This window comes from Lentzea albida (genome assembly GCF_900111005.1).
Lineage (GTDB): Bacteria > Actinomycetota > Actinomycetes > Mycobacteriales > Pseudonocardiaceae > Lentzea > Lentzea albida.
This window is the reverse complement of sequence record NZ_FOFV01000002.1, coordinates 295,961-319,238: the sequence shown is the minus strand read 5'-3', so window position 1 is coordinate 319,238 and position 23,278 is coordinate 295,961. Positions and strand designations below refer to the sequence as shown.

General features: G+C 69.9%; 24 protein-coding genes. 9 read left to right on the top strand and 15 right to left on the bottom strand.

The annotated features are described in order from the left end of the window. Positions 1–26 precede the first annotated feature (26 nt). Positions 27–1,088, top strand: a complete 1,062-nt coding sequence (locus BMY74_RS06875; RefSeq protein WP_089911307.1) for a chitinase — start codon at positions 27–29, stop codon at positions 1,086–1,088. Here the strand turns inward: BMY74_RS06875 and BMY74_RS06870 are convergent. The 6 genes from BMY74_RS06870 to exaC form a co-directional block, all read right to left on the bottom strand. Beyond that, on the bottom strand, positions 1,085–1,471 hold the full coding sequence (locus BMY74_RS06870) for an SgcJ/EcaC family oxidoreductase (RefSeq protein ID WP_245785947.1): 387 nt from the start codon (positions 1,469–1,471) through the stop codon (positions 1,085–1,087). The genes BMY74_RS06875 and BMY74_RS06870 overlap by 4 nt on opposite strands. 73 nt (positions 1,472–1,544) lie before the next feature. After that, positions 1,545–2,816: an alpha/beta hydrolase family protein gene (locus BMY74_RS06865; protein WP_089911303.1), complete on the bottom strand. Its 1,272-nt coding sequence runs from the start codon at positions 2,814–2,816 to the stop codon at positions 1,545–1,547. 69 nt (positions 2,817–2,885) lie between these two features. Beyond that, positions 2,886–3,737 carry a hypothetical protein gene (locus BMY74_RS06860; protein ID WP_089911300.1) on the bottom strand — a complete coding sequence of 284 codons (852 nt, stop codon included), beginning with the start codon at positions 3,735–3,737 and terminating at the stop codon, positions 2,886–2,888. After that, complete coding sequence (locus BMY74_RS06855; RefSeq protein ID WP_089911296.1) at positions 3,734–4,588, bottom strand: hypothetical protein; 855 nt, start codon at positions 4,586–4,588, stop codon at positions 3,734–3,736. Before BMY74_RS06855 ends, BMY74_RS06860 begins: the two co-directional genes overlap by 4 nt. A gap of 9 nt (positions 4,589–4,597) precedes the next feature. Beyond that, a complete protein-coding gene (locus BMY74_RS06850; RefSeq protein ID WP_177229609.1) occupies positions 4,598–4,948 on the bottom strand; it encodes a DUF779 domain-containing protein in 351 nt (116 codons plus the stop codon). Beyond that, positions 4,948–6,471, bottom strand: a complete 1,524-nt coding sequence (gene exaC, locus BMY74_RS06845; RefSeq protein ID WP_089911292.1) for an acetaldehyde dehydrogenase ExaC — start codon at positions 6,469–6,471, stop codon at positions 4,948–4,950. Before exaC ends, BMY74_RS06850 begins: the two co-directional genes overlap by 1 nt. Positions 6,472–6,598: 127 nt before the next feature. Here exaC and BMY74_RS06840 point away from each other — a divergent pair, with 127 nt between their 5' ends. From BMY74_RS06840 to BMY74_RS06820, 5 genes are read left to right on the top strand one after another with little or no spacing between them, the layout of a single operon-like run. Next, complete coding sequence (locus tag BMY74_RS06840; protein WP_089911289.1) at positions 6,599–7,723, top strand: GAF domain-containing protein; 1,125 nt, start codon at positions 6,599–6,601, stop codon at positions 7,721–7,723. Between the two features lie 25 nt (positions 7,724–7,748). Next, positions 7,749–8,498, top strand: a complete 750-nt coding sequence (locus tag BMY74_RS06835) for a hypothetical protein (protein WP_089911287.1) — start codon at positions 7,749–7,751, stop codon at positions 8,496–8,498. Positions 8,499–8,526: 28 nt separating this feature from the next. Then, positions 8,527–9,384: a PfkB family carbohydrate kinase gene (locus BMY74_RS06830; RefSeq protein ID WP_089911284.1), complete on the top strand. Its 858-nt coding sequence runs from the start codon at positions 8,527–8,529 to the stop codon at positions 9,382–9,384. Positions 9,385–9,431: 47 nt separating this feature from the next. Next, a complete protein-coding gene (locus BMY74_RS06825; RefSeq protein ID WP_177229608.1) occupies positions 9,432–10,169 on the top strand; it encodes a DUF4397 domain-containing protein in 738 nt (245 codons plus the stop codon). Beyond that, positions 10,169–10,693, top strand: a complete 525-nt coding sequence (locus BMY74_RS06820; RefSeq protein ID WP_245785946.1) for a class F sortase — start codon at positions 10,169–10,171, stop codon at positions 10,691–10,693. The genes BMY74_RS06825 and BMY74_RS06820 overlap by 1 nt, the downstream gene beginning before the upstream one ends. Here the strand turns inward: BMY74_RS06820 and BMY74_RS06815 are convergent. Genes BMY74_RS06815 through BMY74_RS06795 form a run of 5 tightly spaced genes read right to left on the bottom strand, consistent with a single transcriptional unit; the run spans position 10,683 to position 15,630 of the window. Beyond that, positions 10,683–11,291: an ABC transporter ATP-binding protein gene (locus BMY74_RS06815; protein ID WP_089912560.1), complete on the bottom strand. Its 609-nt coding sequence runs from the start codon at positions 11,289–11,291 to the stop codon at positions 10,683–10,685. The two genes, BMY74_RS06820 and BMY74_RS06815, sit on opposite strands and share 11 nt — an antisense overlap. Then, positions 11,285–12,187, bottom strand: coding sequence for an ABC transporter ATP-binding protein (locus BMY74_RS06810; RefSeq protein ID WP_218159542.1), 903 nt, complete (start codon positions 12,185–12,187; stop codon positions 11,285–11,287). The genes BMY74_RS06815 and BMY74_RS06810 overlap by 7 nt, the downstream gene beginning before the upstream one ends. Beyond that, positions 12,181–13,065 (bottom strand): ABC transporter permease, encoded by an 885-nt coding sequence (locus tag BMY74_RS06805; RefSeq protein ID WP_089911276.1) that lies wholly within the window; start codon positions 13,063–13,065, stop codon positions 12,181–12,183. The genes BMY74_RS06810 and BMY74_RS06805 overlap by 7 nt, the downstream gene beginning before the upstream one ends. Continuing rightward, positions 13,058–14,068 (bottom strand): ABC transporter permease, encoded by a 1,011-nt coding sequence (locus tag BMY74_RS06800; protein WP_218159541.1) that lies wholly within the window; start codon positions 14,066–14,068, stop codon positions 13,058–13,060. Before BMY74_RS06800 ends, BMY74_RS06805 begins: the two co-directional genes overlap by 8 nt. Next, positions 14,065–15,630, bottom strand: a complete 1,566-nt coding sequence (locus tag BMY74_RS06795; protein ID WP_089911273.1) for an ABC transporter substrate-binding protein — start codon at positions 15,628–15,630, stop codon at positions 14,065–14,067. Before BMY74_RS06795 ends, BMY74_RS06800 begins: the two co-directional genes overlap by 4 nt. Before the next feature lie 112 nt (positions 15,631–15,742). On the opposite strand from BMY74_RS06795, the gene BMY74_RS06790 reads away from it, so the two are divergent. Beyond that, complete coding sequence (locus BMY74_RS06790) at positions 15,743–15,925, top strand: zinc transporter Slc39a7 (RefSeq protein WP_089911271.1); 183 nt, start codon at positions 15,743–15,745, stop codon at positions 15,923–15,925. Here BMY74_RS06790 and BMY74_RS06785 read toward each other — a convergent pair. Further along, positions 15,922–17,655: a dihydroxy-acid dehydratase gene (locus tag BMY74_RS06785; protein WP_218159540.1), complete on the bottom strand. Its 1,734-nt coding sequence runs from the start codon at positions 17,653–17,655 to the stop codon at positions 15,922–15,924. The genes BMY74_RS06790 and BMY74_RS06785 overlap by 4 nt on opposite strands. 157 nt (positions 17,656–17,812) lie before the next feature. On the opposite strand from BMY74_RS06785, the gene BMY74_RS06780 reads away from it, so the two are divergent. Then, positions 17,813–18,559, top strand: a complete 747-nt coding sequence (locus BMY74_RS06780) for a TerC family protein (protein ID WP_089911265.1) — start codon at positions 17,813–17,815, stop codon at positions 18,557–18,559. Positions 18,560–18,833: 274 nt separating this feature from the next. Next, a complete protein-coding gene (locus BMY74_RS06775) occupies positions 18,834–19,613 on the top strand; it encodes a DUF7662 domain-containing protein (protein ID WP_143091468.1) in 780 nt (259 codons plus the stop codon). Between the two features lie 135 nt (positions 19,614–19,748). Here BMY74_RS06775 and BMY74_RS06770 read toward each other — a convergent pair whose 3' ends face one another. The 3 genes from BMY74_RS06770 to BMY74_RS06760 are packed head-to-tail and all read right to left on the bottom strand — an operon-like array spanning position 19,749 to position 23,170. Further along, complete coding sequence (locus tag BMY74_RS06770) at positions 19,749–20,411, bottom strand: hypothetical protein (protein WP_089911259.1); 663 nt, start codon at positions 20,409–20,411, stop codon at positions 19,749–19,751. 45 nt (positions 20,412–20,456) lie between these two features. Continuing rightward, complete coding sequence (locus tag BMY74_RS06765; RefSeq protein WP_089911256.1) at positions 20,457–22,613, bottom strand: MMPL family transporter; 2,157 nt, start codon at positions 22,611–22,613, stop codon at positions 20,457–20,459. A 5-nt stretch (positions 22,614–22,618) separates the two neighbouring features. Continuing rightward, complete coding sequence (locus tag BMY74_RS06760; RefSeq protein WP_089911253.1) at positions 22,619–23,170, bottom strand: TetR/AcrR family transcriptional regulator; 552 nt, start codon at positions 23,168–23,170, stop codon at positions 22,619–22,621. Positions 23,171–23,278 lie beyond the last annotated feature (108 nt).

Below are 23,278 nucleotides of genomic sequence, written 5' to 3'. Positions count from 1 at the left end.
GCCGCCTGTAAGCGAAAGGTGAGCGAATGTCCGCCCGCATCCTGCCAAGGGCACTGACAGCCCTGCTTCTGCTCATGAGCGCCCTCCTGGTCCCGTCCACCGCACAAGCCGCAAAAACCGCCCAAGCCGCCGACACGTGCGCCCTCAAACCCCGCCCAGCGGGCAAGGTCCTGCACGGCTACTGGGAGAACTGGGACGGAGCCTCGAACGGGGTCCACCCGCCGTTCGGCTGGACGCCGATCACCGACAGCCGCATCAAGCAGCACGGCTACAACGTGATCAACGCGGCGTTCCCCGTGATCCGCTCCGACGGCACCGTGCTGTGGGAAGACGGCATGGACGCCGGCGTGAAGGTCGCGACGCCCGCCGAGATGTGTGCGGCGAAGGCCGCCGGGGCGACCATCCTGCTGTCGATCGGTGGTGCCGCGGCGGGTATCGACCTGAGTTCGGCCGCCGTGGCCGACCGGTTCGTCGCGACCGTGGTGCCGATCCTCAAGAAGTTCAACTTCGACGGCATCGACATCGACATCGAGACCGGGCTCGTCGGCAGTGGCAACATCGGCCAGTTGTCGGCCTCGCAGGCCAACCTGATCCGGATCATCGACGGCGTGCTCGCGGCGATGCCGGCCGGGTTCGGGCTGACCATGGCGCCGGAGACCGCGTACGTGACGGGTGGCAGTGTCGTGTACGGGTCGATCTGGGGTGCTTACCTGCCGATCATCAAGAAGTACGCGGACAACGGGCGCCTGTGGTGGCTGAACATGCAGTACTACAACGGGTCCATGTACGGCTGCTCCGGCGACAGCTACTCCGCCGGGACCGTGCAGGGGTTCGTGGCGCAGACGCAGTGCCTGAACAAGGGGCTCGTCGTGCAGGGCACCACGATCAGGGTGCCCTACAACAAGCAGGTTCCCGGGCTGCCCGCGCAGCCCGGTGCCGGCGGCGGTTACATGAGCCCCACGCTGGTGGGGCAGGCGTGGAACAGCTTCGGTGGCCAGCTCAAGGGCCTGATGACCTGGTCGATCAACTGGGACGGCTCGAAGGGCTGGACGTTCGGCGACAAGGTGAAGTCGTTGCAGGGGCGTTAGAGCACGATGGTGTTCTGCCCGGCGGCGATCCGCCAGCCTTCGTCCTCTTTGGACAGGATGTAGAGCGGTGAGCCCTCGTTCTGGTCGGGCAGGGGAGTGCCGTCCGGGCGGACCGGGCGCTGGCGGATCTTCACGGCCGCCACGTCGGGCCTGATGAACAGCACGTGCGCCACCTCGTACGTGGCGGTCGCCTCCTTCGCCGCGCCGGGCAGGACCTGGCGGGTGAAGGAGGCGATCTCGTCGCGTCCGGTGAGTCTCCTGCCGTGTGCGGTGGTCCAGATCGCGTCCTCGCGGAAGAGTGCGATGAACTCCTCGGCGAGCTCGTTCTGCTGGGAGTGCTGGACGGTGGCGACGAGCGCTTCGATGTCTGCGAGATCGGTCATGTCGAAGATCGTCATACCTCGACCGAGCTGGAGGTCAAGACCCGCGAAGCCCCCCGCCGAGCACCCGAGCACCTCACTCGCGGGGCGCGACCCGGGACTCGTAGGACGCCGGCTTGTACCAGGGGTTGAAGTAGCAGCCGGTGCCGTACTTGCGGTCGTGGCCGGGGCAGGAGGCCGCGATCAGGAACGTGTTGGAGCGGATGCCCCACTTCTCCCAGGTCTCCAGCGACTGCATGGCCGCGGCGTACTCGGAGTCGCTGAACGCGCTGTGCGTGGCCTCGGTCGTGAAGGTCTGCACGAGGTTGTACCAGCGGCCCGCCTTCTGCACGGTGTCGCGGTAGGCCGACTCGTGCTCGACGAACGCCGTGGGGTCGCCGATCGCGTGCACCGACAGCACCGGGATGTCGATCTTGCCGGTCAGGTCGCTGTCGTAGGCCAGCTGCGCGCGGGCCTCGGGGTCCGCGGCGAAGCGGGCGACACCGGCGTTCAGCGCGGCGTCGTCGTGCGAACCCTTGTACACCACACCGGTGTTGCTGAACGGGTTCTTGCCGCCCAGCCGGTTGTGCACGATGTCGCGGAACGTGAACGTCGCGAAGTTCAGATGCGAGTTCAGGGTTTCCTCGGGGATCTTCGTGACGGTGAGGATGTCGGTGAGCTTCTGCTGTTGCTCGGGCGTGCGACTTCCTGCCACGCCGAGACATTCCTCGATCCTGCCGCGCAGCCCGGCGGTCGTCATCGTCGAGTCGGCGCGCAGGCCCTGCCACAGCGGGTACTGCACCTCGGACGGCCGCGGGTGGTTGCCGCAGTAGTACTGGTAGACCGCGCGCAGGTCGACGCGGTAGTCGTAGCCGCGCGACCCGCCCGCCATCACGCCGCTCGTGAGCAGCGCCGCGTCATAACCCTTGTACAGCTCGATGGTCTTCGCCGCGACGTTGCCGCCCCACGACTGCCCGTGGATGAACACCTTGTGCGGCTTGAGCATCGCGCTGACCATCTTGCGCAGGTTGTCGGTGTCCTCGGCCGCCATCCGCGTGCCGTACCCGCCCCGCCGGTACGAGGTGCCCGCCCACGCGTAGCCCTCCTTCACCATGACGGACCACCGGTTGAGGTCGTCACGGGTGCGCTCCGGCGTCGGCGCGCCCAGGTCAGGTCCGCCGTGCGAGTGCACGACCAGAGTCTTGTTCCACTTCTTCGGCACGGCGATCGTGTAGTACGCGCCGTTGGCGTCCTGTCCCTCGTAACAGGTGGTGCCGGCGGGGACGTTCTCCGGGCACGGCGCGGTCGGGGGCAGGTGCACCGGAGACGTGAGACTCGCGGTGAGTGCGAAGGCCAGCAGGACGTTCATGGCGGGAATCGTCAGTCCAGCCGGAGTAGTGGTCCAGGTCACCAACCTAAACTTGGGATTTCCCTGACGTTACGAGCGCGTCACGCGCCGGAACCGCACGCTGTTCAGCACGTGGCGCGCCCACGCGTGGTCCGCCGGGTCGTCGTGCACGCACGTCACGACGAGCATCTCGCCGAACCGCGCGACGTGGCCGTGGAACTCGTGCCGCGTCACTCCGTCCGAAGTGGTCGTGAGCCACAACGCGTGCCGCAGCTCGACGCCGTCGCGCACGAGGAACTGCTGCTCGGCCGGCACGTCCGGCGCGCCCTCCAGCGCCATCTCGAGGAACTGGTCCGCGGGCGTGCCCATCGCGCGGCGGACGTCCACGAACACCGCGCGGCCGGGGCCCGCGAACCGCAGGCCCTCCTCCAGCACGTGCGGGGTGAGGCCCGCGGTGCGTTCGATGCTCCACGTGCCGGGCAGCTTCTGCCGGATCGAGATCGGCAGCTCGACCAGGTACCCGCTGAGCACCTCGTCGCGGTCCCACACCCTGCCGAGCACCGGGTGCTGGACGTATTCGGGCAGGTCATCGGGCTCGCGGACCTCGGCCACGACCGGGACGCCGCGCAGGTCGTCCCACGGCTTGAGGTCGTGCGCGAACGTGCCGGTGAACCGCAGCGAGGCGTAGCCGGGGCCGTCCCAGACCTCGGCCGCGTGCCGGGCGGCCTCGGGGTCCACGCGCATCCAGGCGCCGAACCACAGTTCCAGGTCGCAGGTCAGCTCGACGGGCAGGACGCACCGGACGTAGGCGGCGTCGTCGGCCAGCAGGACGTTGCCGCCCGCCCTCAGCGACGGGTTCCGCACGCCGGGAGGCAGGCCCAGGTCGAGGTCGATCGCGCCCGAGTCGTCGACCTCGGCACCGCAGCAGTCGCAGGCCGTCACCCGATGAACCGGACGCTGTTGAGCACGTGCTGCGCCCACGAGCGGTCCGCCGGGTAGCGGTGCACGCAGCGCACGGAGATCATCGTGCCGGGCCGGACGACGTGCCCGTGGAACACCTGCTCCTCGTGGCCGTCGATCACCTCGCTCAGCCAGAACGCGTGGCGCAGCTCGGGGCCGTCGTGCGTGACGGAGTGCTCGGCGCTCGCGGGGAAGCCGTCGAGGACCGCGCCCAGGAAGTCGCTCACGCTGCCGCCGGTGAGGTCGGCGTAGACGTCGAGCGCCACCCTGCGGTCGGGGCTCGTGAACCTGACCGTGCGGCCGTCGACGGCGCACCGCATGCCCTCGGTGCGTTCGACGGTCCAGACCTCGCCGAGCGTCTCGCGGACGGGCACGGGCAACGGGTGCCGGATGCGGCACAGCACCTCGTCGCGGTCCCACTCCCGGTCCAGCAACGGGTGCGAGGTGAAGTAGGGCAGCTCGTCGGTGTTGAGCACGGCCGCCTCGACCGGCACGCCCAGCAGGTCCCACGGCTTGATGACGTTCGCGAACCGGCCGGAGATCCGCAGGTTCGCGTACTGCTCGTCGTTGTCCCACACGGCGTGCGCGTACATCGCGTCGACCTTGGAGATCTGCGTCCACGCGCCGAACACGATCTCGGTTCCGCCGGTCAGCCGAACCGGGAGCAGACAACGGATGTAGGAGTCGCCGTCCGGTCCGACGAGCAGCCCGCCCGTCGGCGCGCCCAGCCGCTCACCGGGCACGCCGAGCAGTTGCTCCGGACGGTTCAACCTGTAGTCGATGCGGTCCGTAGAGGTGATCTCGGCTCCGCAGCATCCGCAGTGGACGGTCATGCGGAGAGATTAGAGCTCCTCGTCGGTGAGCAGTCGAGAGCGCACCAGAAAACGCACTCCCAGTGGTGCTTCCAGCGAGAAACCGCTCCCACGACCGGGCACGACGTCGATCGTCAGGTGGGTGTGGCTCCAGTACTCGAACTGAGACGCGGACATCCACACCGGCACCACGAACGAGTCGACGGCGAGATCACCGAGGTGCACGTCGGACGCGCCCGTGCGGAACTCCCCGAGCGGATAGCACATCGGGGCCGAGCCGTCGCAGCAGCCGCCGGACTGGTGGAACATCAGGTCGCCGTGGTCGGCCCTGAGGCCGCGGAGCACGTCCGCGGCCTCAGGGGTCAGTGCGACGCGGGGCATCAGAAGAAGCCCTGGGCGTTCTGCGAGTAGCTGATGAGCAGGTTCTTGGTCTGCTGGTAGTGGTCGAGCATCATGCGGTGGTTCTCGCGGCCGATGCCGGACTGCTTGTAGCCGCCGAACGCCGCGTGCGCCGGGTAGGCGTGGTAGTTGTTCACCCACACGCGGCCGGCCTGGATGTCGCGGCCGGCTCGGTAGGCGGTGCCGCCGTCGCGGGACCACACGCCAGCGCCGAGGCCGTAAAGGGTGTCGTTGGCGGTCTTGATCGCGTCGTCGTAGTCGGCGAAGCGGGCCACGGAGACGACCGGGCCGAAGATCTCCTCCTGGAAGATCCGCATCTTGTTGTCGCCCTCGAACACCGTGGGCGTCACGTAGTAGCCGCCGGACAGCTCGCCGCCGAGGTCCGCGCGCTCGCCGCCGGTGAGGACTCGCGCGCCCTCCTGCTTGCCGATGTCGATGTAGGACAGGATCTTCTCGAGCTGGTCGTTGGACGCCTGCGCGCCGATCATCGTCTCGGTGTCGAGCGGGTGGCCCTGCTTGACGGCCTTCGTGCGCTCGACGGCGTCGGCCATGAACTGGTCGTAGATATCGCTCTGCACCAGCGCGCGCGACGGGCAGGTGCAGACCTCGCCCTGGTTCAGCGCGAACATCGTGAAGCCTTCGAGCGCCTTGTCGTAGAAGGCGTCCTTCTGCGCGGCCACGTCGTTGAAGAAGACGTTCGGCGACTTGCCGCCGAGCTCCAGCGTGACGGGGATGATGTTCTCGCTGGCGTACTGCATGATCAACCGGCCGGTGGTCGTCTCGCCGGTGAATGCCACCTTCGCGACCCGGCGCGACGACGCGAGCGGCTTGCCCGCCTCGACGCCGAAGCCGTTGACGATGTTCACGACGCCCGGCGGCAGCAGGTCGGCGATGAGCTCCATCAGCACGTGGATCGACGCCGGCGTCTGCTCGGCGGGCTTGAGCACCACGGCGTTGCCGGCCGCGAGGGCGGGCGCGAGCTTCCAGACCGCCATCAGGATCGGGAAGTTCCACGGGATGATCTGCGCGACGACGCCGAGCGGCTCGTGGAAGTGGTACGCGACCAGGTCCTCGTCGATCTGCGAGATGCCGCCCTCCTGGGCGCGGATCGCGCCCGCGAAGTAGCGGAAGTGGTCGATCGCGAGCGGCAGGTCGGCGGCCAGCGTCTCGCGCACGGCCTTGCCGTTCTCCCACGTCTCCGCGACCGCGAGCTTCTCGAGGTTCGCCTCCATGCGGTCGGCGATCCTGTTCAGGACGTTGGCCCGTTCGGCCACCGAGGTCCTGCCCCACGCGCGGGCGGCGCCGTGGGCCGCGTCCAGCGCGCGTTCGACGTCCTCGGCGGTGCCGCGGGCGATCTCGGTGAAGTCCTCACCGGTGACCGGGGAGGGGTTGGAGAAGTACTGGCCCTTGGCGGGCGGCACGTACTCGCCTCCGATGAAGTGGTCGTACCGGTCGCGGAACGTGACCACGCTGTCCGGCTGTCCTGGAGCCGCGTACTTCGCCATCTCTGGGCCTCCCGCATCGTTGCGAACAGGCGGCGAACGTAGAACCGGCAACGTTTCACCCACGTTGCATCCGATCGGAGTACTCGCAGGCTTGCTCCTGCGGTGGTACGGACTGCATCCTGGACCGATGGACCCAGTGGAGCTGGGTGCCGCGCGTCCGGTGATCTTCGAGTCGTGGCGGCGCTCCCTCGCCGCGCGCGTCGACCCGGACCGGCACGAGGCGCCGGTCGTCTACGCGCGCGACGAGGTCGCCGACCTGCGCGGCACGCACCCGCTGGCCGCCACCGTGCCGCTGCTGAAGACCACGCTGTCGATGGACGACACGATCATGATCGTCACCGACACCCGCGGCCACATCCTCTGGTGCGAGGGCGACAACCAGGTCCGGCACAAGGCGGAGCGCGTCCACCTCACCGAGGGCTCGCGGTGGAGCGAGGACGTGATCGGCACGAACGCGATGGGCACCGCGCTCGCGACCGGCAGGTCCGTCACCGTCCACTCCCGCGAACACCTCGTGCGCACCTACCACGGCTGGACGTGCGCGGCGAGCCCGATCCACGATCCCCACACCGGGGTGCTGCTGGGAGTCGTCGACGTCAGCGGGCCGCTCAAGACCATGCACCCGGCCGTCGCGCAGCTCGTGTCCGCCGCCGCCCAACTCGCCACGCACCACCTGCAGCGGTTCGCGCCGCGGCAGCACGTGCTGACGCTGAACTTCCTCGGCGGGCCGCACGCCGACCTCGACGGACGGCCGCTGGCGCTGACGTTGCGCAACGCGGAGGTGCTGACGGCGCTGGCCCTGCACCCCAAGGGCCTGACGGCCGAACAGCTCGCGTTGCTGCTCTACGGTGAGCGCGGGAACCCGACGACGGTCCGCGCGGAGTTGCACAGGCTGCGCGCGCAGCTCGGTGGTGTCCTGCTGACGAGGCCGTACCGGCTGGACGCGGTGGTGCGCGGCGACTTCCTGGACGTGCGGACGGCTCTGCGGTCCGGCGACGCGGGCAGGGCCACCCGGCACTACAGCGGTGACCTGCTGCCCCGGTCGGACGCGCCGGTGGTCCGCGAGGAGCGGGTCGACCTCGCCGCCGCCGTCCGCAAGGGCGTGCTGGAGCGGGGAGATCTCGACGCGCTGCTGTCGTTCGCGGACAGCGGTGACGACGCCGAGGTGCTCGAACGCCTCCAGGTGCTCCTCCCGGTCACCGACCCCCGTCACGCTCTTGTCTCCTCGCGCCTGAGAAGGGCGCTGGAATAGGCTTTCCCGCAAGGGGAGGGCAACAGTGAAGCAGTGCATCAACTGCACGACCCGGTTGTCGCGCAAGGACGTCACCGAGGTCGCGTGGTGTGCTTTGTGCGAGCCGTGTCTGCTGCTCGTGGCGGACCAGATGAAGCTCGTCCACGACCGGCCCGGTGCCGCGGAGGTGCAGATCCGGCAGTGCGGCTGGTGCGGTACCGCGCGCTCGTGCGGCACCGGCTGGCGCACGAGGTGCCTGGTGTGCCTGGACGAGCGGTCCGTGCCGGACCCGGCGGTGCAGGAGAACGCGCACCGGCTCGAGCTCGGCGGGACGTGGCGGGAGAACTCGGAGTTCCTCGCCGCGACGACCGTGAAGCTCCGGCTGGCCAAGTACTTCCGGCCCGGCTGGACCGTGCTCGCGACGGACGTGCACGGGTTGCCGTGGACCGGATACCGGTGGCTGACGAAATCGCACGGCACGTGGGGCCGCAACGACGAGACGGGGGAAGTGGAGCGGCTCAAGCGCGTGCGCGGCGATGCGACCCTGCTCTACCTCGTCCGCTACGGCAAGGTGCTCGCGTTCGGGCGCGGCACCGAGGGCAGGGTGGGCGCCCACGTCGCCCAGGGCGCGGTGCCGGTCCTCGTGCTGTCCGCGCCGGGCGAGCGGGTCGTGGTCGCGCGGGACGAGCTCAAGCGCGCCCACCGCGGCGAGATGGTGTCGCAGCGGACACCGGTCGACCTCTTCCGGGTGCTGCCGGACGGCCTCGACGTCACCGATCGGTTTCTGCCGAGTTGATCGGGCCGCCGCCGGGTAGTCCAGGACCGTGGACGACGTCGTGGTGGTGGGACAGATCGCGCGGGACCTGGTCCTCGTCGTGGACGAGGTGCCGGGTCCCGGTGGCACGGCTGCCGTGCGGGAGCGCCGGGAGGTGCTCGGCGGCAAGGGCGCGAACATCGCCGTCGGCCTGGCCCAGCTGGGCGCGCCGGTCGCGCTCGTCGGTGTGGTCGGCGACGACGAGACGGGCGCGCGGCTGCTCGCGCGGGCCGGCGCGGACGGCATCGCGACCGGCGGTGTGGTCGTGCGGCCGGACTGCCGGACCGGGCTGATCGTGGACGTCGTCGCCGACGGCTGGCGTTACCTCGAAGATCTGCCGGAGGGCGTGCTGCTGCGCGAGGACGACCTGCCGATGGACCTCATCGCGCGTGCGGGGTCCGTGGTGGTGCAGCTCCAGCAACGGCCCGAGGTCGCTCTCAAGGCGGCGCGGGCGGCCTCCGGGCGTGTGGTGCTCGACGGCGCCCCCGAACGGCTGCGAGACGAACTGCTGGCGTGCGCCCACGTCGTGCGCGCCGACCACCAGGAGGCCGAGCTGCTGACCGGCCGGGAGATCACGAGCGCGGACGACGCGCTGGAGGCGGCGCGCGACCTGAAGGGCCTCGAACTCGTCGCGTTCGCCGTGAACGACGTGGGCAACGTGTTCGTGTGGGACTCAGGTGAGCTGGTGTTGCCCCTGGGAGACGCCGAGGTCGTCGACACGACCGGCGGTGGTGACGCGTTCGTCGCGGCGCTGACGTTCGCCCTCACGCGGGGAGACGGCCCCGAGGCGGCGGCCAGGCTCGCGGTGGAGGCCTCCGGGGCGACCGTGGGCCATCCGGGAGGCCGGCCGAACCTCACCGGACGGTGATCAGCCGAGTTATCGTTGGTGCACGTCCGGTGAGGGGAGGGGTCCGCGTGCGAGTGATCGCCGTCGTGCTGTTGCTGCTGCTATCCGCCACGCCCGCGCACGCCGCGACCGGCACGTACCTGCGCTTCGGGCACTTCTCGAAGGACCAGGCGCGGGTCGACGCGGTGCTCGACGGGGTCAAGCTCGGCACCCTCGACTACGCCGACCTCGACACCTACCGCCGGGTCGAGCCGGGGGAGCACGTCGTCGAGTTCCGGATGTCCGAGCCCGGCAGCCCGCTGCTGCGCTCGCTCACGGTGCAGGCGGGGTCCGGCAAGGCGTACACGGTCGTCGACCTGGCCTCCACGATGAAGGTCCTGGAGGACGACGTCAGCCTCCCCGCGAACGGGCAGGCCCGGCTGCGCGTGATCAACGGCGGCGACGCCGAGATGGACCTGGTGCGGGCCGGTGTGTCCGTGCACCGCGCCGTGCAGGCGAACTCGTCGACCGGCTACCTCGAACTGGCGCCCGGCTCCGACGCGCTGGAGATCCTGCAACGCGGTAAGGACTCGACGCGGCTCGAAGCGACCATCGAACCGGGTGGCGTCTACTCGTTGCTGGTCAGCGCCCGGCGGATCGAGCTGCGCACGGACGCGAAGAGCGCCGAGGTCGTGCCCGGCGGCGGTCAGGAGACCGGGTTCGGCGGCATGGCGGGCGGCTGGGACTGGCTCACCGCACTGGTGATCACGCTCATCGTGGGCGTCGCCATGTACTCGGTGCGCGGCCGGCTGTTCCGGTTCGGCTGATGGCCAAGGCCAAGCTCCTGATGGGAGCGGCGATCGTGGTCACGCTGATCTACGTGGTCAAGGGACCCGGTGGTGACGAGGCGCCGGAGCCGGTGACGGTGCTGATCCCGTCGATCGGCGTCGAGACGAAGCTGGAGTCGCTGGACGTGGACTCCTCGGGGGCGTTGGAACCGCCGACCCGCGCCGACAAGGCCGGGTGGTTCGCCAAGGGCGTCGCGCCGGGGGACCGGGGGCCGGCGGTGATCGCGGGACACGTCGACTCGAAGACCGGGCCCGGGGTGTTCTTCCGGCTGCCCGAGCTGCAGCCCGGCGCCGAGGTGCTGGTCGAGCGCGAGGACGGCAGCAGGCTCACGTTCGTCGTGAGCGGCACGCACACGACCGAGAAGACCCTGTTCCCGACCGCCGCCGTGTACGGGCCGACGCCGTTGTCGGAGCTGCGGCTCGTGACGTGCGGCGGCGAGTTCGACCGGGTCGCGGGCAGCTACCGCGACAACATCATCGTGGACGCGGTCCTCAAAGCCTGACGGTCTCGTCCGCCCACCGGTTCAGCAGCGTGGCGTCGTGCGAGATCGCGAGCACGCCCGCGCCGGTCCGCTCCTGGTAGGCGCGGATCACACCGACCAGCGCCGCCGTCGTGGAGGCGTCGAGCATCGTCGTCATCTCGTCGCAGATCAGGTAGCGCGGGTCCAGCGCGAGCGCGCGGGCGAGGCAGGCGCGTTGCAACTGGCCGTCGCTCACCTCGTGCGGACGGCGGCCCAGCAGGTCGTCGGTCAGCATCACCAGGTCGGCCAGCTCGCCGACGCGGTCCTGGTCCTTCAGCGGCTCGGCGATCGCCCGGCGCAGGGTGAAGCGCGGGTCGACCGACAGCCTCGGCTGCTGGAACAGCACGCCGATCTTCGTGCGCTGCCGAGCCTGGAACCGGAACCCGGTGACCGTCTCGCCGTCGATCTCCACCGTTCCGGCGAACGGCTTGTGCAGCAACGCGAGCACGCGGGCCAAAGTGGACTTGCCGGAGCCGCTCGGCCCGGCGAGGCCGACGGTCTGTCCCGGTGCGACGGTGAGGCTGACGTCGGTGATCACCGGGGCGCTGTACCCGGCGGTGACGTCCTTCGCGGTCAGCACGGGCGGTGGCACGCGACGGCGTGCGGGTCGTCGGTCAGCACGGGGCGGTCCTCGCAGATCGCGGTGGCCTGCTCGCAGCGCGGGGCGAACGCGCAGCCCGCGGGCAGGTCGGTGAGCAGGGGCGGCTGGCCGGGGATCGGCAGGAAGTCGCGTTCCGGCAGGGCGTTGGCGAGGCCTCGGGCGTAGGGGTGCTTCGCGCGGTCGAGCACCTCGTGCGCCGGGCCGACCTCGACGATCCGGCCCGCGTACATCACCGCGATCCGGTCGGCGACCCTGTGCGCCGCCGCCAGGTCGTGCGTGATCAGCAGGACGGCGTGCCCGTCGTCGACGAGCCGGCGGAACTCGTCCAGCAGCCCGTCAACGAGATCGCGGTCGAGGCCGGTGGTCGGTTCGTCGGCGATCAGCAACGGCGGGTTGCCGACGAGCGCCAGGGCGTTCGCGACCCGTTGCGCCATGCCGCCGGACAGCTCGTGCGGGTAGCGGTCGAGGTGCTCGGGCAGGAGCCCCGCTCGTTCGGCGGCTTTCCCCGCGTCTCCGCCCAGGACCTTCGCGGTCTCTTCGAGCTGCGACCGCGCGGTGCGGACGGGCGTGAGGTGGCTGGCCGGGCTCTGCGGGATGAGGCCGATCTTCCGGCCGCGCACGGTCGTCGCGAGCTCGTGGTCGGTTGCCGCGAGCAGGTCGACGTCCCCGAGCCGCGCGCTGCCGCTGGTCTCGGCGTTGCCGGGCAGGAACCCGAGCAGCGCGCTCGCCAGCACGGTCTTGCCGCAGCCGCTCTCGCCGACCAGCGCCACGCACTCGCCGGGCCGGATGCGCAGCGACACGTCGTTCACGGCCTGCACGGTCGCGCCCTTGAGCGCGAACCGCACCGACACCCGGTCGATCTCCAGGTTCACCACGTCAACTCCGTGCGCCGCTTGGGGTTCAGCCGGTCCCGCCACACACCGCTCACGCCGGACACGGCGAGCGTCGTGACGATCAGCAGCAGGCCGGGCGCCAGCGACATCCACCAGCCACCGATCAGCAGCGAGCGCTGGGCGTCGTTGATCATGTTGCCGATGCTGGCCGCGTGCGGGGGAAGGCCGAGGCCCAGGAACGACAGCGCCGTCTCGTGCCACACCGCGTGCGGGACCATCAGCGTGGTGGCGAGCAGGACCTGCGGGGCGACGTTCGGCAGCAGGTGCCGGGTCATGACCTGCAGGCGCGTCGCCCCGCCCATGATCGCCGCGTCGATGAACGGCCTGGTGCGCAACGACAACACCTCCGACCGCACGATCCGGGCGGCGGTGAGCCAGTGCGTCAGGGCGATCGAGATGATCACGGCGGACAGGCTCGGCCGCAGGATCGCGACGATCACGATGCCCAGCAGCAGGTGCGGCACCGAGGCGATCGCGTCGACCACGCGCATCACGATCCGGTCGAACCAGCCGCCGATCGACCCGGCCAGCGCGCCGACGGCCGTGCCCGCGACCGCCGAGATCACCGCGGCGACCACACCGACCGTGAGCGACACCCTCAGCGCGTAGACGCAGCGCAGCAGCACGTCGCGGCCCAGTTCGTCGGTGCCGAACAGGTGCGCGGCGGACGGCGGCCGGTTGGCGATCGCGAGGTCGACGTACTGCTCGTTCAGCTCCACGAACAGCGGTACGACAAGGACTGTCACCGCGACGACGCCGAGGACGACCGCGGACGGCAGCAGACGCCACTTCGGCGAGCGCGGGGGACTGGCCGCGGTGAGGCGGCTGCGCGGAGCGGGACGCCAGGTCAGGTCAGCCATCGAGCGCCACCCTCGGGTCGGCCAGCGCGTACAGGACATCGGCCAGCAGGTTGCCCAGCAGCACCACGCCCGTCGCCATCACGGTCAGCGCGCCGAGCAGCGCGAAGTCGACGTTCAGCGCGGCCTCCACGGTCGCCCGCGCGATGCCCGGCCACGAGAACACCGTCTCCACCAGCAACGCGCCGGTGATCAGCTCCGGCAGCCGGGCGCCGAGCAACGTGAGGAACGGCAGCAGCGAGGTGCGCAGCGCGTGCCCCGACACCACGAGGTGGTCCGGCAATCCGCGGGAGCGCGCACCGATCACGTGGTCCTGCGTGAACGACTCCAGCAGGTTCTGCCGCACGAACAACACGAACCACGGCGCCTGCGATATGGCCAGCACGGTCACCGGCAGCACCATGTGGAGCGCGACCCCGCCGACCGACGGCGGTTCGGAGCCGGTCGTCACGCCACCGCCGGGCAGCCACCGCAGTTGCAGCGCGAAGACGTAGAGCACGGCGAGACCGAGCCAGAAGACGGGGGCGGCCTCCAGCGCGTAGCAGCTGCCGGTGATCGACCGGTCGAGCCACGAACCCTGCCGCCACGCGGCCAGCGTGCCCAGCAGCAGCCCGAGCACCAGCGCCAGCGCGAAACCGACCGACACCAGCAGAACCGTCCACCCGAGACGGTCGCCGATCACCGCGGACACGGGTTGCTGCAACGACAGCGAGTCGCCGAGGTCGCCGGTGACCGCGTGCGTCAGCCAGGCCCAGTACTGGGCGACGACCGGTTCGTCGACACCCCAGTTCTCGCGCAGCTGGGCGACGCGTTCGGGCGAGGCGCCGATGATCCGGACGCCGAAGTAGCGCTCGACGGGGTCGAACGGGCTGGCCTTCGCCAGCACGAACAGCGCGAAGCTGACCACGAGCAGCACCGGGACCGCGAAGGCCAGCCGCCGCAGGGCGATCCGGCCGATCGAGCGTGCGGTGCCGCGCGTGGCGGGTCCGGGGTGGGCGTTGGTCACGACTTCGGTGTCCAGCGCTCGAGGTTCCACCACACGGCGTGCACGAGGCCGTGGTCGTGCGGCTCGACCTGCGTCTCCTGGCCGTTCCACCTGTCGCGCAGCACGTAGGTGTGGTCGAGGAAGACGAGGAACGCCCAGCCGGGGTCGGCCGAGTACGCCTTCTGGAACTCGTCGTAGGCCTTCTTGCGGGCCGCCGGGTCGAGGCTGCGGCGCGCGGTGTCGAGCGCCGTGTCCACAGTGGAGTTCTTGTAGAGCGTCATGTTCACGTAGCCCGCCTGGCCCGCGTACCTGCTGTGCAGCAACGTGTAGGCGGCCGTGTCCGGGTCGTACGGGTCGCCGCCGCCCCACACCGCCGCAGCCTCTTCGCGGCGCTGCAGCATGATGTCGAACGTCGTGGCCTCGACGGGCGCGTCGACGCCGAGCTTCGCGATGTCGGACGCCGTGGCGAGGGCCAGTTCCTTGCGCAGCACGTCCGGAGCGGGGTAGAGCACGGGCAGCTTCGCGAGCTGGCCGTCCTTGGCGCGCTTGCCGTCCGCGCCCTTGCGCCAGCCGGCCGCGTCGAGCAGCCGCTCGGCCTCGGCGACGTCGTAGCGGAACGCGGAACCCTCGTCGTACCAGTCCTTCAGGTACGGCGAGATCGGCGTGGACGCGGGCTTGCCGGAGCCCGCCAGCACGGCGTCGATCATGGCCTGGCGGTTGATGCCGAGGTTGATCGCGCGGCGCACCTCCGGCGTCGAGGTGAACGGCAGTTCGGACGGGATGCCGAGACCGCGGTAGTCGGCGGACGGGTTCTGCACGATCTTGTAGCCGGACCTGTCCTTGTACGTCTGCGCGAGCTTGGGCGGCAGCACCGTGCCGTCGAACTCGCCGGCGGCCATGCGGATCGCGCGGGCGTTGTCGTCCGGCACGAAGACCACGGTCACGGACTTGATCGCGGGAGCGCCGCCCCAGTACTTCTCGTTGGCCTTCAACACCATCCGGTCGCCCTTGCGCCACGTCTCGACCGTGTACGGGCCGGTGCCGACGGGCGCGGTGTTGAACGGCGCGCTGTTGATGTCCGCGTCCTTGAGCTTCGCGGCGGGCACGATGCCGAGCGCGAGCTGCTGCGCGAAAGGCGCGTAGGGGTAGGAGAGCGTGAACTCCACCGTGGCCGGGTCTTTCGCCGTGACCCCGGCCAGCGCGTCGAACCGGGAGGCGATCGTGGAGTTCACCTTCTTGTCCAGCACGGACCTGTAGGTGAACACGACGTCGTCCGCGGTGAGCGGGGTGCCGTCGGAGAACGTGATGTCCTTGCGCAGCTTGGCCGTCCACGTCAGGCCGTCCGCGGACGCCGTGGGCAGCTCGGTCGCCAGCGCGGGCTTGAGCGCCAGTGAGGCGTCCCGCGCGACCAGCCCGTCGAAGATCTTCGCGGCTCCGTCGGGGGCGTAGCCGAGCACGGGGTTGAGGTTCTCGGGTTCGCTGCCCGCGCCGATGACGATCGACGTCGCCGGTGCGGTGGTCTCGCCGTCGGGGGACGTGCACCCCGCCAGCAGAACGAGGGCCAGCAGAGCCGCGCGCCGCATCCAGTTCCTCCCCAGGTGTCCGTGTTGCCTGGTGCAGCTAACAGCAAAGATCTTGCAATAGGCAAGACCTTGCATCAGCGCGCTCGAGCCGGACTCATGCCACCATCAGGGCATGACCAACGGAGTGCACACTCACGAGCACAGCCACGGTGACACGACTCATACGCACCCCCACGGGGCGCATTCGCACGAGCACGTCGAGCACGAGCACACCCACACGCACGACGGTGAGACGCACTCACACACGCACGTGCACGACGCGGGCCACGTCGAAGAGCACTCGCACTCCCACTAGTGCGATTCGCGGGTGACCTCACTGCCGCTGGAGCCGACCAGGAAGTCCAGGTCGGCTCCGGTGTCGGCACCGAGCACGTGGTCGACGTAGAGCCGCTCCCAGCCGCGTTTCGGTGACGCGAACGCCCGGAACATCGCTTCGCTCGGGGTGCGCTGCAGGAAGTCCGGTGCCTCCACGTCGATCCGCCGGTTCTCCACGTCGAGCACGATGACGTCGCCCGTGCGGACCAGCCCGAGCGGCCCGCCCGCCGCCGCTTCCGGCGCCACGTGCAGGACGACCGTGCCGTAGGCGGTGCCGCTCATGCGCCCGTCGCAGATCCGCACCATGTCGCGGACGCCCTGTTCCAGCAGCTTCTTCGGCAGCGGCATGTTCGACACCTCGGGCATGCCCGGATAGCCGCGCGGGCCGCAGCCGCGCAGCACCAGCACGGAGTCCGCGTCCACGTCCAGATCGGGATCGTCCACGCGGGCGTGGAAGTCCTCGATGCTGTCGAACACGACGGCCTTCCCGCGGTGCTGCAACAGGTGCGCCGACGCGGCCGCCGGTTTGATCAAAGCTCCTGATGGCGCCAGGTTGCCCCTCAGCACCGCGATGCCGCCCTCGGCGATGATCGGCTCGGTCCGCGCGCGGATGACCTCGGGGTCCCAGATCGGCGCGTCGTCGAGGTGGTCGACGAGCGGCCTGCCCGTGACCGTGAGCCCGTCGGGGTCGAGCAGGTCCCGCACCTCCCGCAGCACGGCGAGGAGTCCGCCCGCGCGGTGGAAGTCCTCCATCAGGAACCGGCCCGCCGGCTGCAGGTCGACCAGCAGCGGCACGCCGGAGCCGACGCGGTCGAAGTCGTCGAGCGTCAGGTCGACGCCGAGCCGCCCGGCGATCGCGAGCAGGTGCACCACGGCGTTGGTGGAACCGCCGATCGCCGCCAGCGCCACGATCGCGTTGTGGAAGCTGGCCTTGGTGAGGAACGTGCTGGGCCGGCGGTCCTTCTCGATCAGCTCGACGATGAGCCGTCCGGTGCCGTGCGAGGCTTCCAGGAGCCTGCTGTCCGGCGCCGGGGTGCCGGCGACGCCCGGGACGACCGTGCCGAGCGCCTCCGCGACCAGCGCCATCGTCGAGGCGGTGCCCATGGTGTTGCAGTGGCCGCGGCTGCGGATCATCGCCGACTCGCTGCGCAGGAACTGCTCCTGCGACAACGTGCCCGCGCGCACCTCCTCGGACAGCCGCCACACGTCCGTCCCGCACCCCAGCGGCACCCCGCGGAACGTGCCGGTCAGCATCGGCCCGCCCGGCACCACGACCGCCGGGATGTCGACGGAGGCTGCGGCCATCAGCAGCGCCGGGATCGTCTTGTCGCACCCGCCGAGCAGCACCACGCCGTCCACGGGGTTGGCGCGCAGCATCTCCTCGGCGGCCATCGCGGCCATGTTGCGCCACAACATGGCGGTGGGGCGGACGTTCGTCTCGCCGAGCGACACCACGGGCAGGTTGAGCGGGATGCCACCGGCCTCGTACACGCCGTTGGAGACGGACTTCGCCACGTCGTCGAGGTGCGCGTTGCACGGCGTGAGGTCGGAGGCGGAGTTGGCGATGGCGATCTGCGGCCGGCGGAAGGCGTCGTCCGGGGTGCCGCGCCGCATCCAGGCACGGTGGATGTAGGCGTTCCGGTCGTCTCCGGCGTACCACTGCTCGCTGCGTAGCCCCACTGCGCGCCTCCTAGCGGTCCTCCCGAGCATATGGGGATCCACGCGACATCCAGTCAGGTCTATTGCTTCAGTGTTGACCGAAGAGAATCATTCCGGCCGTGATCGTCGGGTCTGCCTCGGCGCGATCGGACCCTCTGCAATGATTCGGTCAAATCGGTCAATCTGGTGCGGGTGGAAGGAACTGTTGATGGAGTGGATGACGAGCCCTGAGCTGTGGGTCGCGTTCGCCACCTTGCTCCTGCTGGAGATCGTGCTCGGCATCGACAACGTCATCTTCATCTCGATCCTGGCCGGGCGCCTGCCGGAGGAGCAGAGGCGGCGGGCCCAGGTCGTGGGCCTCTCGCTGGCCCTGATCACGCGCCTGCTGCTGCTCGCCTCGCTGGCGTGGGTGATCGGGCTGACGGCGCCGTTGTTCACGGTGTGGGGCCAGGAGATATCGGGCCGGGACCTGATCCTGGTGCTGGGCGGCCTCTTCCTGCTCGGCAAGGCGACGTTCGAGATCCACGAGCAGCTGGAGGGCGCCGACCACGCCAAGGAGCGCAAGGCCGTCTCGTTCGCGAGCGTGATCGCCCAGATCCTGGTGCTCGACGTCGTGTTCTCGCTCGACTCGGTCATCACCGCGGTCGGCATGGTCGACGAACTGGGCATCATGATCGCGGCCGTGGTGGTCGCGATGGTCGTGATGCTGTTCTCCGCCAAGGCGATCTCGGAGTTCGTGAACCGCCATCCGACGGTGAAGATGCTCGCGCTGTCGTTCCTGCTGCTGATCGGCGCCAGCCTGATCGCCGAGGGCTTCGACCAGCACATTCCGAAGGGGTACGTGTACGGGCCGATCGCGTTCTCGGTGTTCGTGGAGTTCCTGAACCTGCGGATGCGGGCGAAGCGCTCCCAGCCGGTGGCGCTGCACGGCACGTACGTGAAGAACGGCGACTAGCGTCTACTGACCACTGAGGTTACGAACGGTTCGACAGGTAGTCGGATGATCTTGGAATTGAGGCCTCCGGATTTGGTGTGGAATGTCGACACCGGTCGATTCGGCTGTGCGCAGGGCTGGTTCCCTCCATCCCTGCCGCACTGCCGTTGTTGATGACGCAGGTCCAGGTGCCCTCCATCCGCGGTTGCCGGCGCGCCTTGCCTGCCGTCAGGGTTGGTGCGCTCAGTGCACACATTTGTCGGTCTTTCCGGGGATACTGCCAAGCATCCAAGTCGTGATCGCTGTGATGGGAGCACGATTGGCGGGCAAGTACGCACCCCTGACGGGACGCCTCGCTGCCGTGACCCGTGACGGTCGGCAGGGTGTTGAACTGTCGTTTGCCGAGATCTCTGACCTCGTCGGTGGTCTGCCCGCGTCGGCATACGAGCACCGGGCGTGGTGGGCCAACGGCCTGCTGTCCCAGCAGGCGGCGTGGCACCGCGCCGGTTGGCGGGTCGACTTCGTCTCCCTGGAGCGTCGTCGAGTGCGGTTCGTTCGACTTGACGCTCCGCTGGACGTCGGAGGTGAGAGCCAGCCGGTCGCCGCGGCGATCGAGCTACCCGTCGATGACGGCACTCCCGCTCTGGACGTGCGCGTGCGTTGTGTCTGGCGGATCGCCGGCGAGGTCGGACTGTCCGACGACAAGCCGGTGTTCCCGCGGTTGCCCCGCGTCGCCGCGATCTACCGCTTGACGTTCGCGGCCTCGACTGGAAGGCCTCGGATCTACATCGGTGAGACCGATGACCTCCGACGCCGCGTCGGCAACTACCGCAATCCCGGGCCGACACAGCAAACGAGTCAGCGGCTGCACCATGAACTCGTCCGCCACCTGTCGTCGGGTGGCACGGTCAGTCTGTCCGTGGCCATCGAAGCGGAGCTCGAGACGGATGGACGCCGCTCCGCGTTGCCTCTGGCTCGCAAGACGGCCCGCGTTCTCGCAGAACACGCGGCGCTCGCTCTGGCCTACGTCGACGATGTTGTGGACATCATCAATGCGGATCGAGGGGTGGAGTGACGCGGCCCGCGGTGGGCGAGCACGCTGACCAGCGTCGTTGCACGAGTTGGGACTCACTCAATCACCACCGCGACCACGCCGCACTCGCAGGTCTCCACCCGCCACCCGCGTTCCCAACCTCTTGGGTCAGTACAACTAAAGCAGTTCCTCCGACACCGTGAACTCGGTGTCGCACGCCGGGCAGGTCGCCTGGCCGAAGAAGAACCGGAAGGCGCGCACGGCCTTCGACTGGCCGTGCGCGTCGGCCGTGTCGCAGACTCGCCGGCCCACGCCGTCGAGCTTCGCGGGATCGGCGGGCTTCAGCGGTCGTTCCTCGTCTTCGTCGATCCGGCTGACGCCTTCGTCGAGGACGAGGAACATCGGGGTCTCGCACTCGGGGCACTCGACCTCGTACTCGTCGTTGTCCACGCCCCACGACAGGACGTCCGCCGCGTCGAGGACGCCTTCGAACACCAGAAGGCCCTCCAGCAGATAGGGGTAGGCGCCTTCGTCGGCTTCGGGCAGCAACGCGTTCGCGGTGGCCGTCAGCGCCGTGATGGAGGCCGCGTGTTCGGCGCGGACCTCGTCGTCACCGCCGTCGGCGACGATGCCCGCCGCGAGCAGGACCGCGTCGGCGTTGTTCATCGCCGCGAGGTGGGGGAGCGCCGCGTAGCTGGCGGGGAAGCTGGTGCCCTGGTGGCACAGGCGGCTCCAGAGCTCCGACCACGCCTCCTGGTCGCTGGCGGCCGCCCGGTCGAGGAGAGCGGGGACGTCCTCGGCGGTGCCGTAGGCGTGGTGCAGAACAGAAAAGTCCGTCATGCCCGTGATCAGATCACGGGCATGACGGACCGTTGAGCGGAGGGATCAGCCGACCGCGACCGGCTCCTTCTTGTCCTTCTGCTCGATCTCGTCGAGCGCGGTGCCCTCGACGTCGAGCTCCGGCAGCCAGCGCAGGAACTTCGGCAGCCACCAGGCGCGCTCACCGAGCAGGGCGAGCGCCGCGGGCACGAGCACCATGCGGACCACGAACGCGTCCACGAAGATGCCGACGGCCAGAGCGAACGCGATCGACTTCACGGTCGGCTCGCCGGCCGGGACGAAGCCCGCGAACACCGAGAACATGATCAGCGCCGCGGCGATGACGACCGGGGCCGCCTGGCGGAAGCCCGTGGTGATCGCCTCGATCGGCTTGGCGCCGCGGTGGTGCGCCTCGTGCATCCGGGACACCAGGAAGATCTGGTAGTCCATGGCGAGGCCGAACAGGATGCCGATCACCAGGATCGGGGTGAGGCTGATCAGCGGGCCGGTGCCGTCGAGGTTGACCGCGTCGGCGAGCCAGCCCCATTGGAACACCGCGACCGTGGCGCCGAGCGACGAGCCGATGGTCAGCAGGAAGCCGAGGACACCGACGAGCGGCACGAGCAGCGAGCGGAACACCAGGACCAGCAGCACGAGAGCGAGGCCGACGACGACCGCGAGGTAGATCGGCAGGGCCCTGTCGAGGGACGTGGCCACGTCGACGCTCACCGCGGTGGCGCCGGTGACGTACGCCTTGCCGCCCTGCACGTCGGACAGTTCGGCTCGCAGATCGGCGACGAGCTTCTCGGTCTCGACGGTGTCGGGGCCGGACTTCGGGATCACGGTGACGAGCGCGGACTTGCCGTCCTGGCTCGGCTGGGCCGGGGCGACGAGGGCGACGTCGGACAGCTTCGCGAGCGGCTCGGACTCCCTGGTGGCCGTGGCCGCGGCGCCGTCGCCCTCGAACAGGACGATGATCGGGCCGTTGAAGCCCTCGCCGAAGCCCTTCGCGAGGATCTGGTCGGCGCGCTCCTGGGTGGAGTTCGCCGGCGGCTTCTGGATGAGCGTGGTGTCCATGGACGCCACCGGGATCGACACGATGCCGAGCGCCACGACCGAGAGCAGCAGCGCGGCGACGCGGTTGCGGGTGACGGCGCCCGCCCAGCCGCGGACGACACCGCGGTCCTTGGGCTCGGAGGCCTCGGCGGCGCGTTCCTTGCGGGTCAGCACGCGGCGGCCGAGCATGCTCAGCACCGCGGGCACCAGCGTGATGGCGATCAGGACCGCGACGACGATCGTGGCGGCGGCCGAGACACCCATCTGCGTGAGGAACGGGATGCCGGCGATCGCGAGGCCCACCAGCGCGATCACGACGGTCAGACCGGCGGTGACGACGGCGGAACCGGCGGTGCCGACCGCGGTCGCGACGGCGTGGCCGACGTCCGAGCCGCGGCGCAGCTCCTGGCGGTAGCGGTTGATGATGAACAACGCGTAGTCGATGCCGACCGCGAGACCCAGCATCGAGGCGAGGATCGGCGTGGTCGACTGCAGGTCCATGAACCCGGTGGCGATCGTGATGCCGAGCGCGCCGATGCCCACGCCGATGCCGGCGCTGAGCAGGTTCATGCCGGCCGTCACGAGCGAGCCGTAGGTCAGCGCGAGCACGACCAGGGCCAGCACGACACCGATGGCCTCGGTGGCACCGCCGATGTGCGGGATCTCCTGCATCGCGGTGCCGCTGACCTCGACGGTCAACCCGGCCGCGCGGGCCTTGTCGACGGCCTTGAGCAGGTCGGCGCGCTGCTCGGCGGTGACCTCGCCGGGCTTCACGTCGTAGGTGACGGTGCTGTAGCCGACGTTGACGTCCTGGTTGACGCTCGGCGCGGCCGGGTCGAGCGGGTTCGTCGCCGACCGCACGCCCTGCAGCGCCGACTCGTCCGCCACCAGGTCGGTGATGGTCTTGAGGTGCTGCGGCAGCTTCTGGCCGTCCGGCGCCTGCAGGACGACCCGCGCCTGCGCGGTCTCGCCGGAACCGAACGTGTCCTGGATGCGCTCCAGCGCCGTCGTCGACTCCTGCCCGGGGATGGACATCGAGTTCGACGTCTCACCGCCGAGCGTGAACGCGCCGGCACCGGCGCCGATCAGCACGAGCAGCCAGATCAGGACGACGGGGAGGCGGCGCCGGTGAGCGCCCATTCCCAGTTTGTAGAGCAGTTTCGCCATGATGGTCAGGCCTCCTGGTGCCCGAGTGCGTCGTAACAGGTAGCGAGGATCAGGGGACGCCACAGCGTCTTGTCACCCTCCTGGTTGGCCAGAAGGGTGAGCACCGCCATGGCACTCAGCGCGCCGACGATCCGGATGGCGCGCGGCAGTTCCGCGGCGGGGTCGATCACGAACATCTCGTTGAGCAACAGCTCGTCCTGCGCCTGCTGCGGGTCCTCGCCGGGTGCGGTCATCGACCGGAACAGCAGCGCGACCATGCCGGGCCGGTCGAGCGCGTAGTCGGTGAGCAACTCGAGCGACCGGCGGTCCCTCTCGGGACCGGCCGGGAGGTCCTTGACCAGGTCGAGGACGTGCTGGGTGATGATCCGGCTCTGCGCCCACGCCGCTTCGAAGAGAGCGTCCTTGCTCGGGAAGTGGTGCAGCAGGCCCGCCTTGGACAGGCCGACGGCGTCCGCGAGGGACTTCAACGAGGTCTGCTCGAAGCCGTGCCGCGCGAAGAGCGCGGCGGCGGCGTCGAGGATCTTCTCGTCGACCCCGGTCCTGGGCTGTCGTGGCATGTCGTCGACTTTACGGCGTTCACCAACCGATTCGGTAGGTTTACCGACCGAAATGGTCGGTGGCCTTCGTCACTCCATCGGGCGAGTGGTGGAGGTGGTTCGTGGGCT

Excerpts from the sequence above, each read along its gene's own strand:
- BMY74_RS06875 (WP_089911307.1), top strand. The coding sequence starts at position 27 with ATGTCCGCCCGCATCCTGCCAAGGGCACTGACAGCCCTGCTTCTGCTC.
- BMY74_RS06870 (WP_245785947.1), bottom strand. The coding sequence starts at position 1,471 with ATGACCGATCTCGCAGACATCGAAGCGCTCGTCGCCACCGTCCAGCAC.
- BMY74_RS06865 (WP_089911303.1), bottom strand. The coding sequence starts at position 2,816 with ATGAACGTCCTGCTGGCCTTCGCACTCACCGCGAGTCTCACGTCTCCG.
- BMY74_RS06855 (WP_089911296.1), bottom strand. The coding sequence starts at position 4,588 with ATGACCGTCCACTGCGGATGCTGCGGAGCCGAGATCACCTCTACGGAC.
- BMY74_RS06850 (WP_177229609.1), bottom strand. The coding sequence starts at position 4,948 with ATGCCCCGCGTCGCACTGACCCCTGAGGCCGCGGACGTGCTCCGCGGC.
- exaC (WP_089911292.1), bottom strand. The coding sequence starts at position 6,471 with ATGGCGAAGTACGCGGCTCCAGGACAGCCGGACAGCGTGGTCACGTTC.
- BMY74_RS06840 (WP_089911289.1), top strand. The coding sequence starts at position 6,599 with ATGGACCCAGTGGAGCTGGGTGCCGCGCGTCCGGTGATCTTCGAGTCG.
- BMY74_RS06820 (WP_245785946.1), top strand. The coding sequence starts at position 10,169 with ATGGCCAAGGCCAAGCTCCTGATGGGAGCGGCGATCGTGGTCACGCTG.
- BMY74_RS06805 (WP_089911276.1), bottom strand. The coding sequence starts at position 13,065 with ATGGCTGACCTGACCTGGCGTCCCGCTCCGCGCAGCCGCCTCACCGCG.
- BMY74_RS06795 (WP_089911273.1), bottom strand. The coding sequence starts at position 15,630 with ATGCGGCGCGCGGCTCTGCTGGCCCTCGTTCTGCTGGCGGGGTGCACG.
- BMY74_RS06790 (WP_089911271.1), top strand. The coding sequence starts at position 15,743 with ATGACCAACGGAGTGCACACTCACGAGCACAGCCACGGTGACACGACT.
- BMY74_RS06785 (WP_218159540.1), bottom strand. The coding sequence starts at position 17,655 with ATGCTCGGGAGGACCGCTAGGAGGCGCGCAGTGGGGCTACGCAGCGAG.
- BMY74_RS06780 (WP_089911265.1), top strand. The coding sequence starts at position 17,813 with ATGGAGTGGATGACGAGCCCTGAGCTGTGGGTCGCGTTCGCCACCTTG.
- BMY74_RS06770 (WP_089911259.1), bottom strand. The coding sequence starts at position 20,411 with ATGACGGACTTTTCTGTTCTGCACCACGCCTACGGCACCGCCGAGGAC.
- BMY74_RS06765 (WP_089911256.1), bottom strand. The coding sequence starts at position 22,613 with ATGGCGAAACTGCTCTACAAACTGGGAATGGGCGCTCACCGGCGCCGC.
- BMY74_RS06760 (WP_089911253.1), bottom strand. The coding sequence starts at position 23,170 with ATGCCACGACAGCCCAGGACCGGGGTCGACGAGAAGATCCTCGACGCC.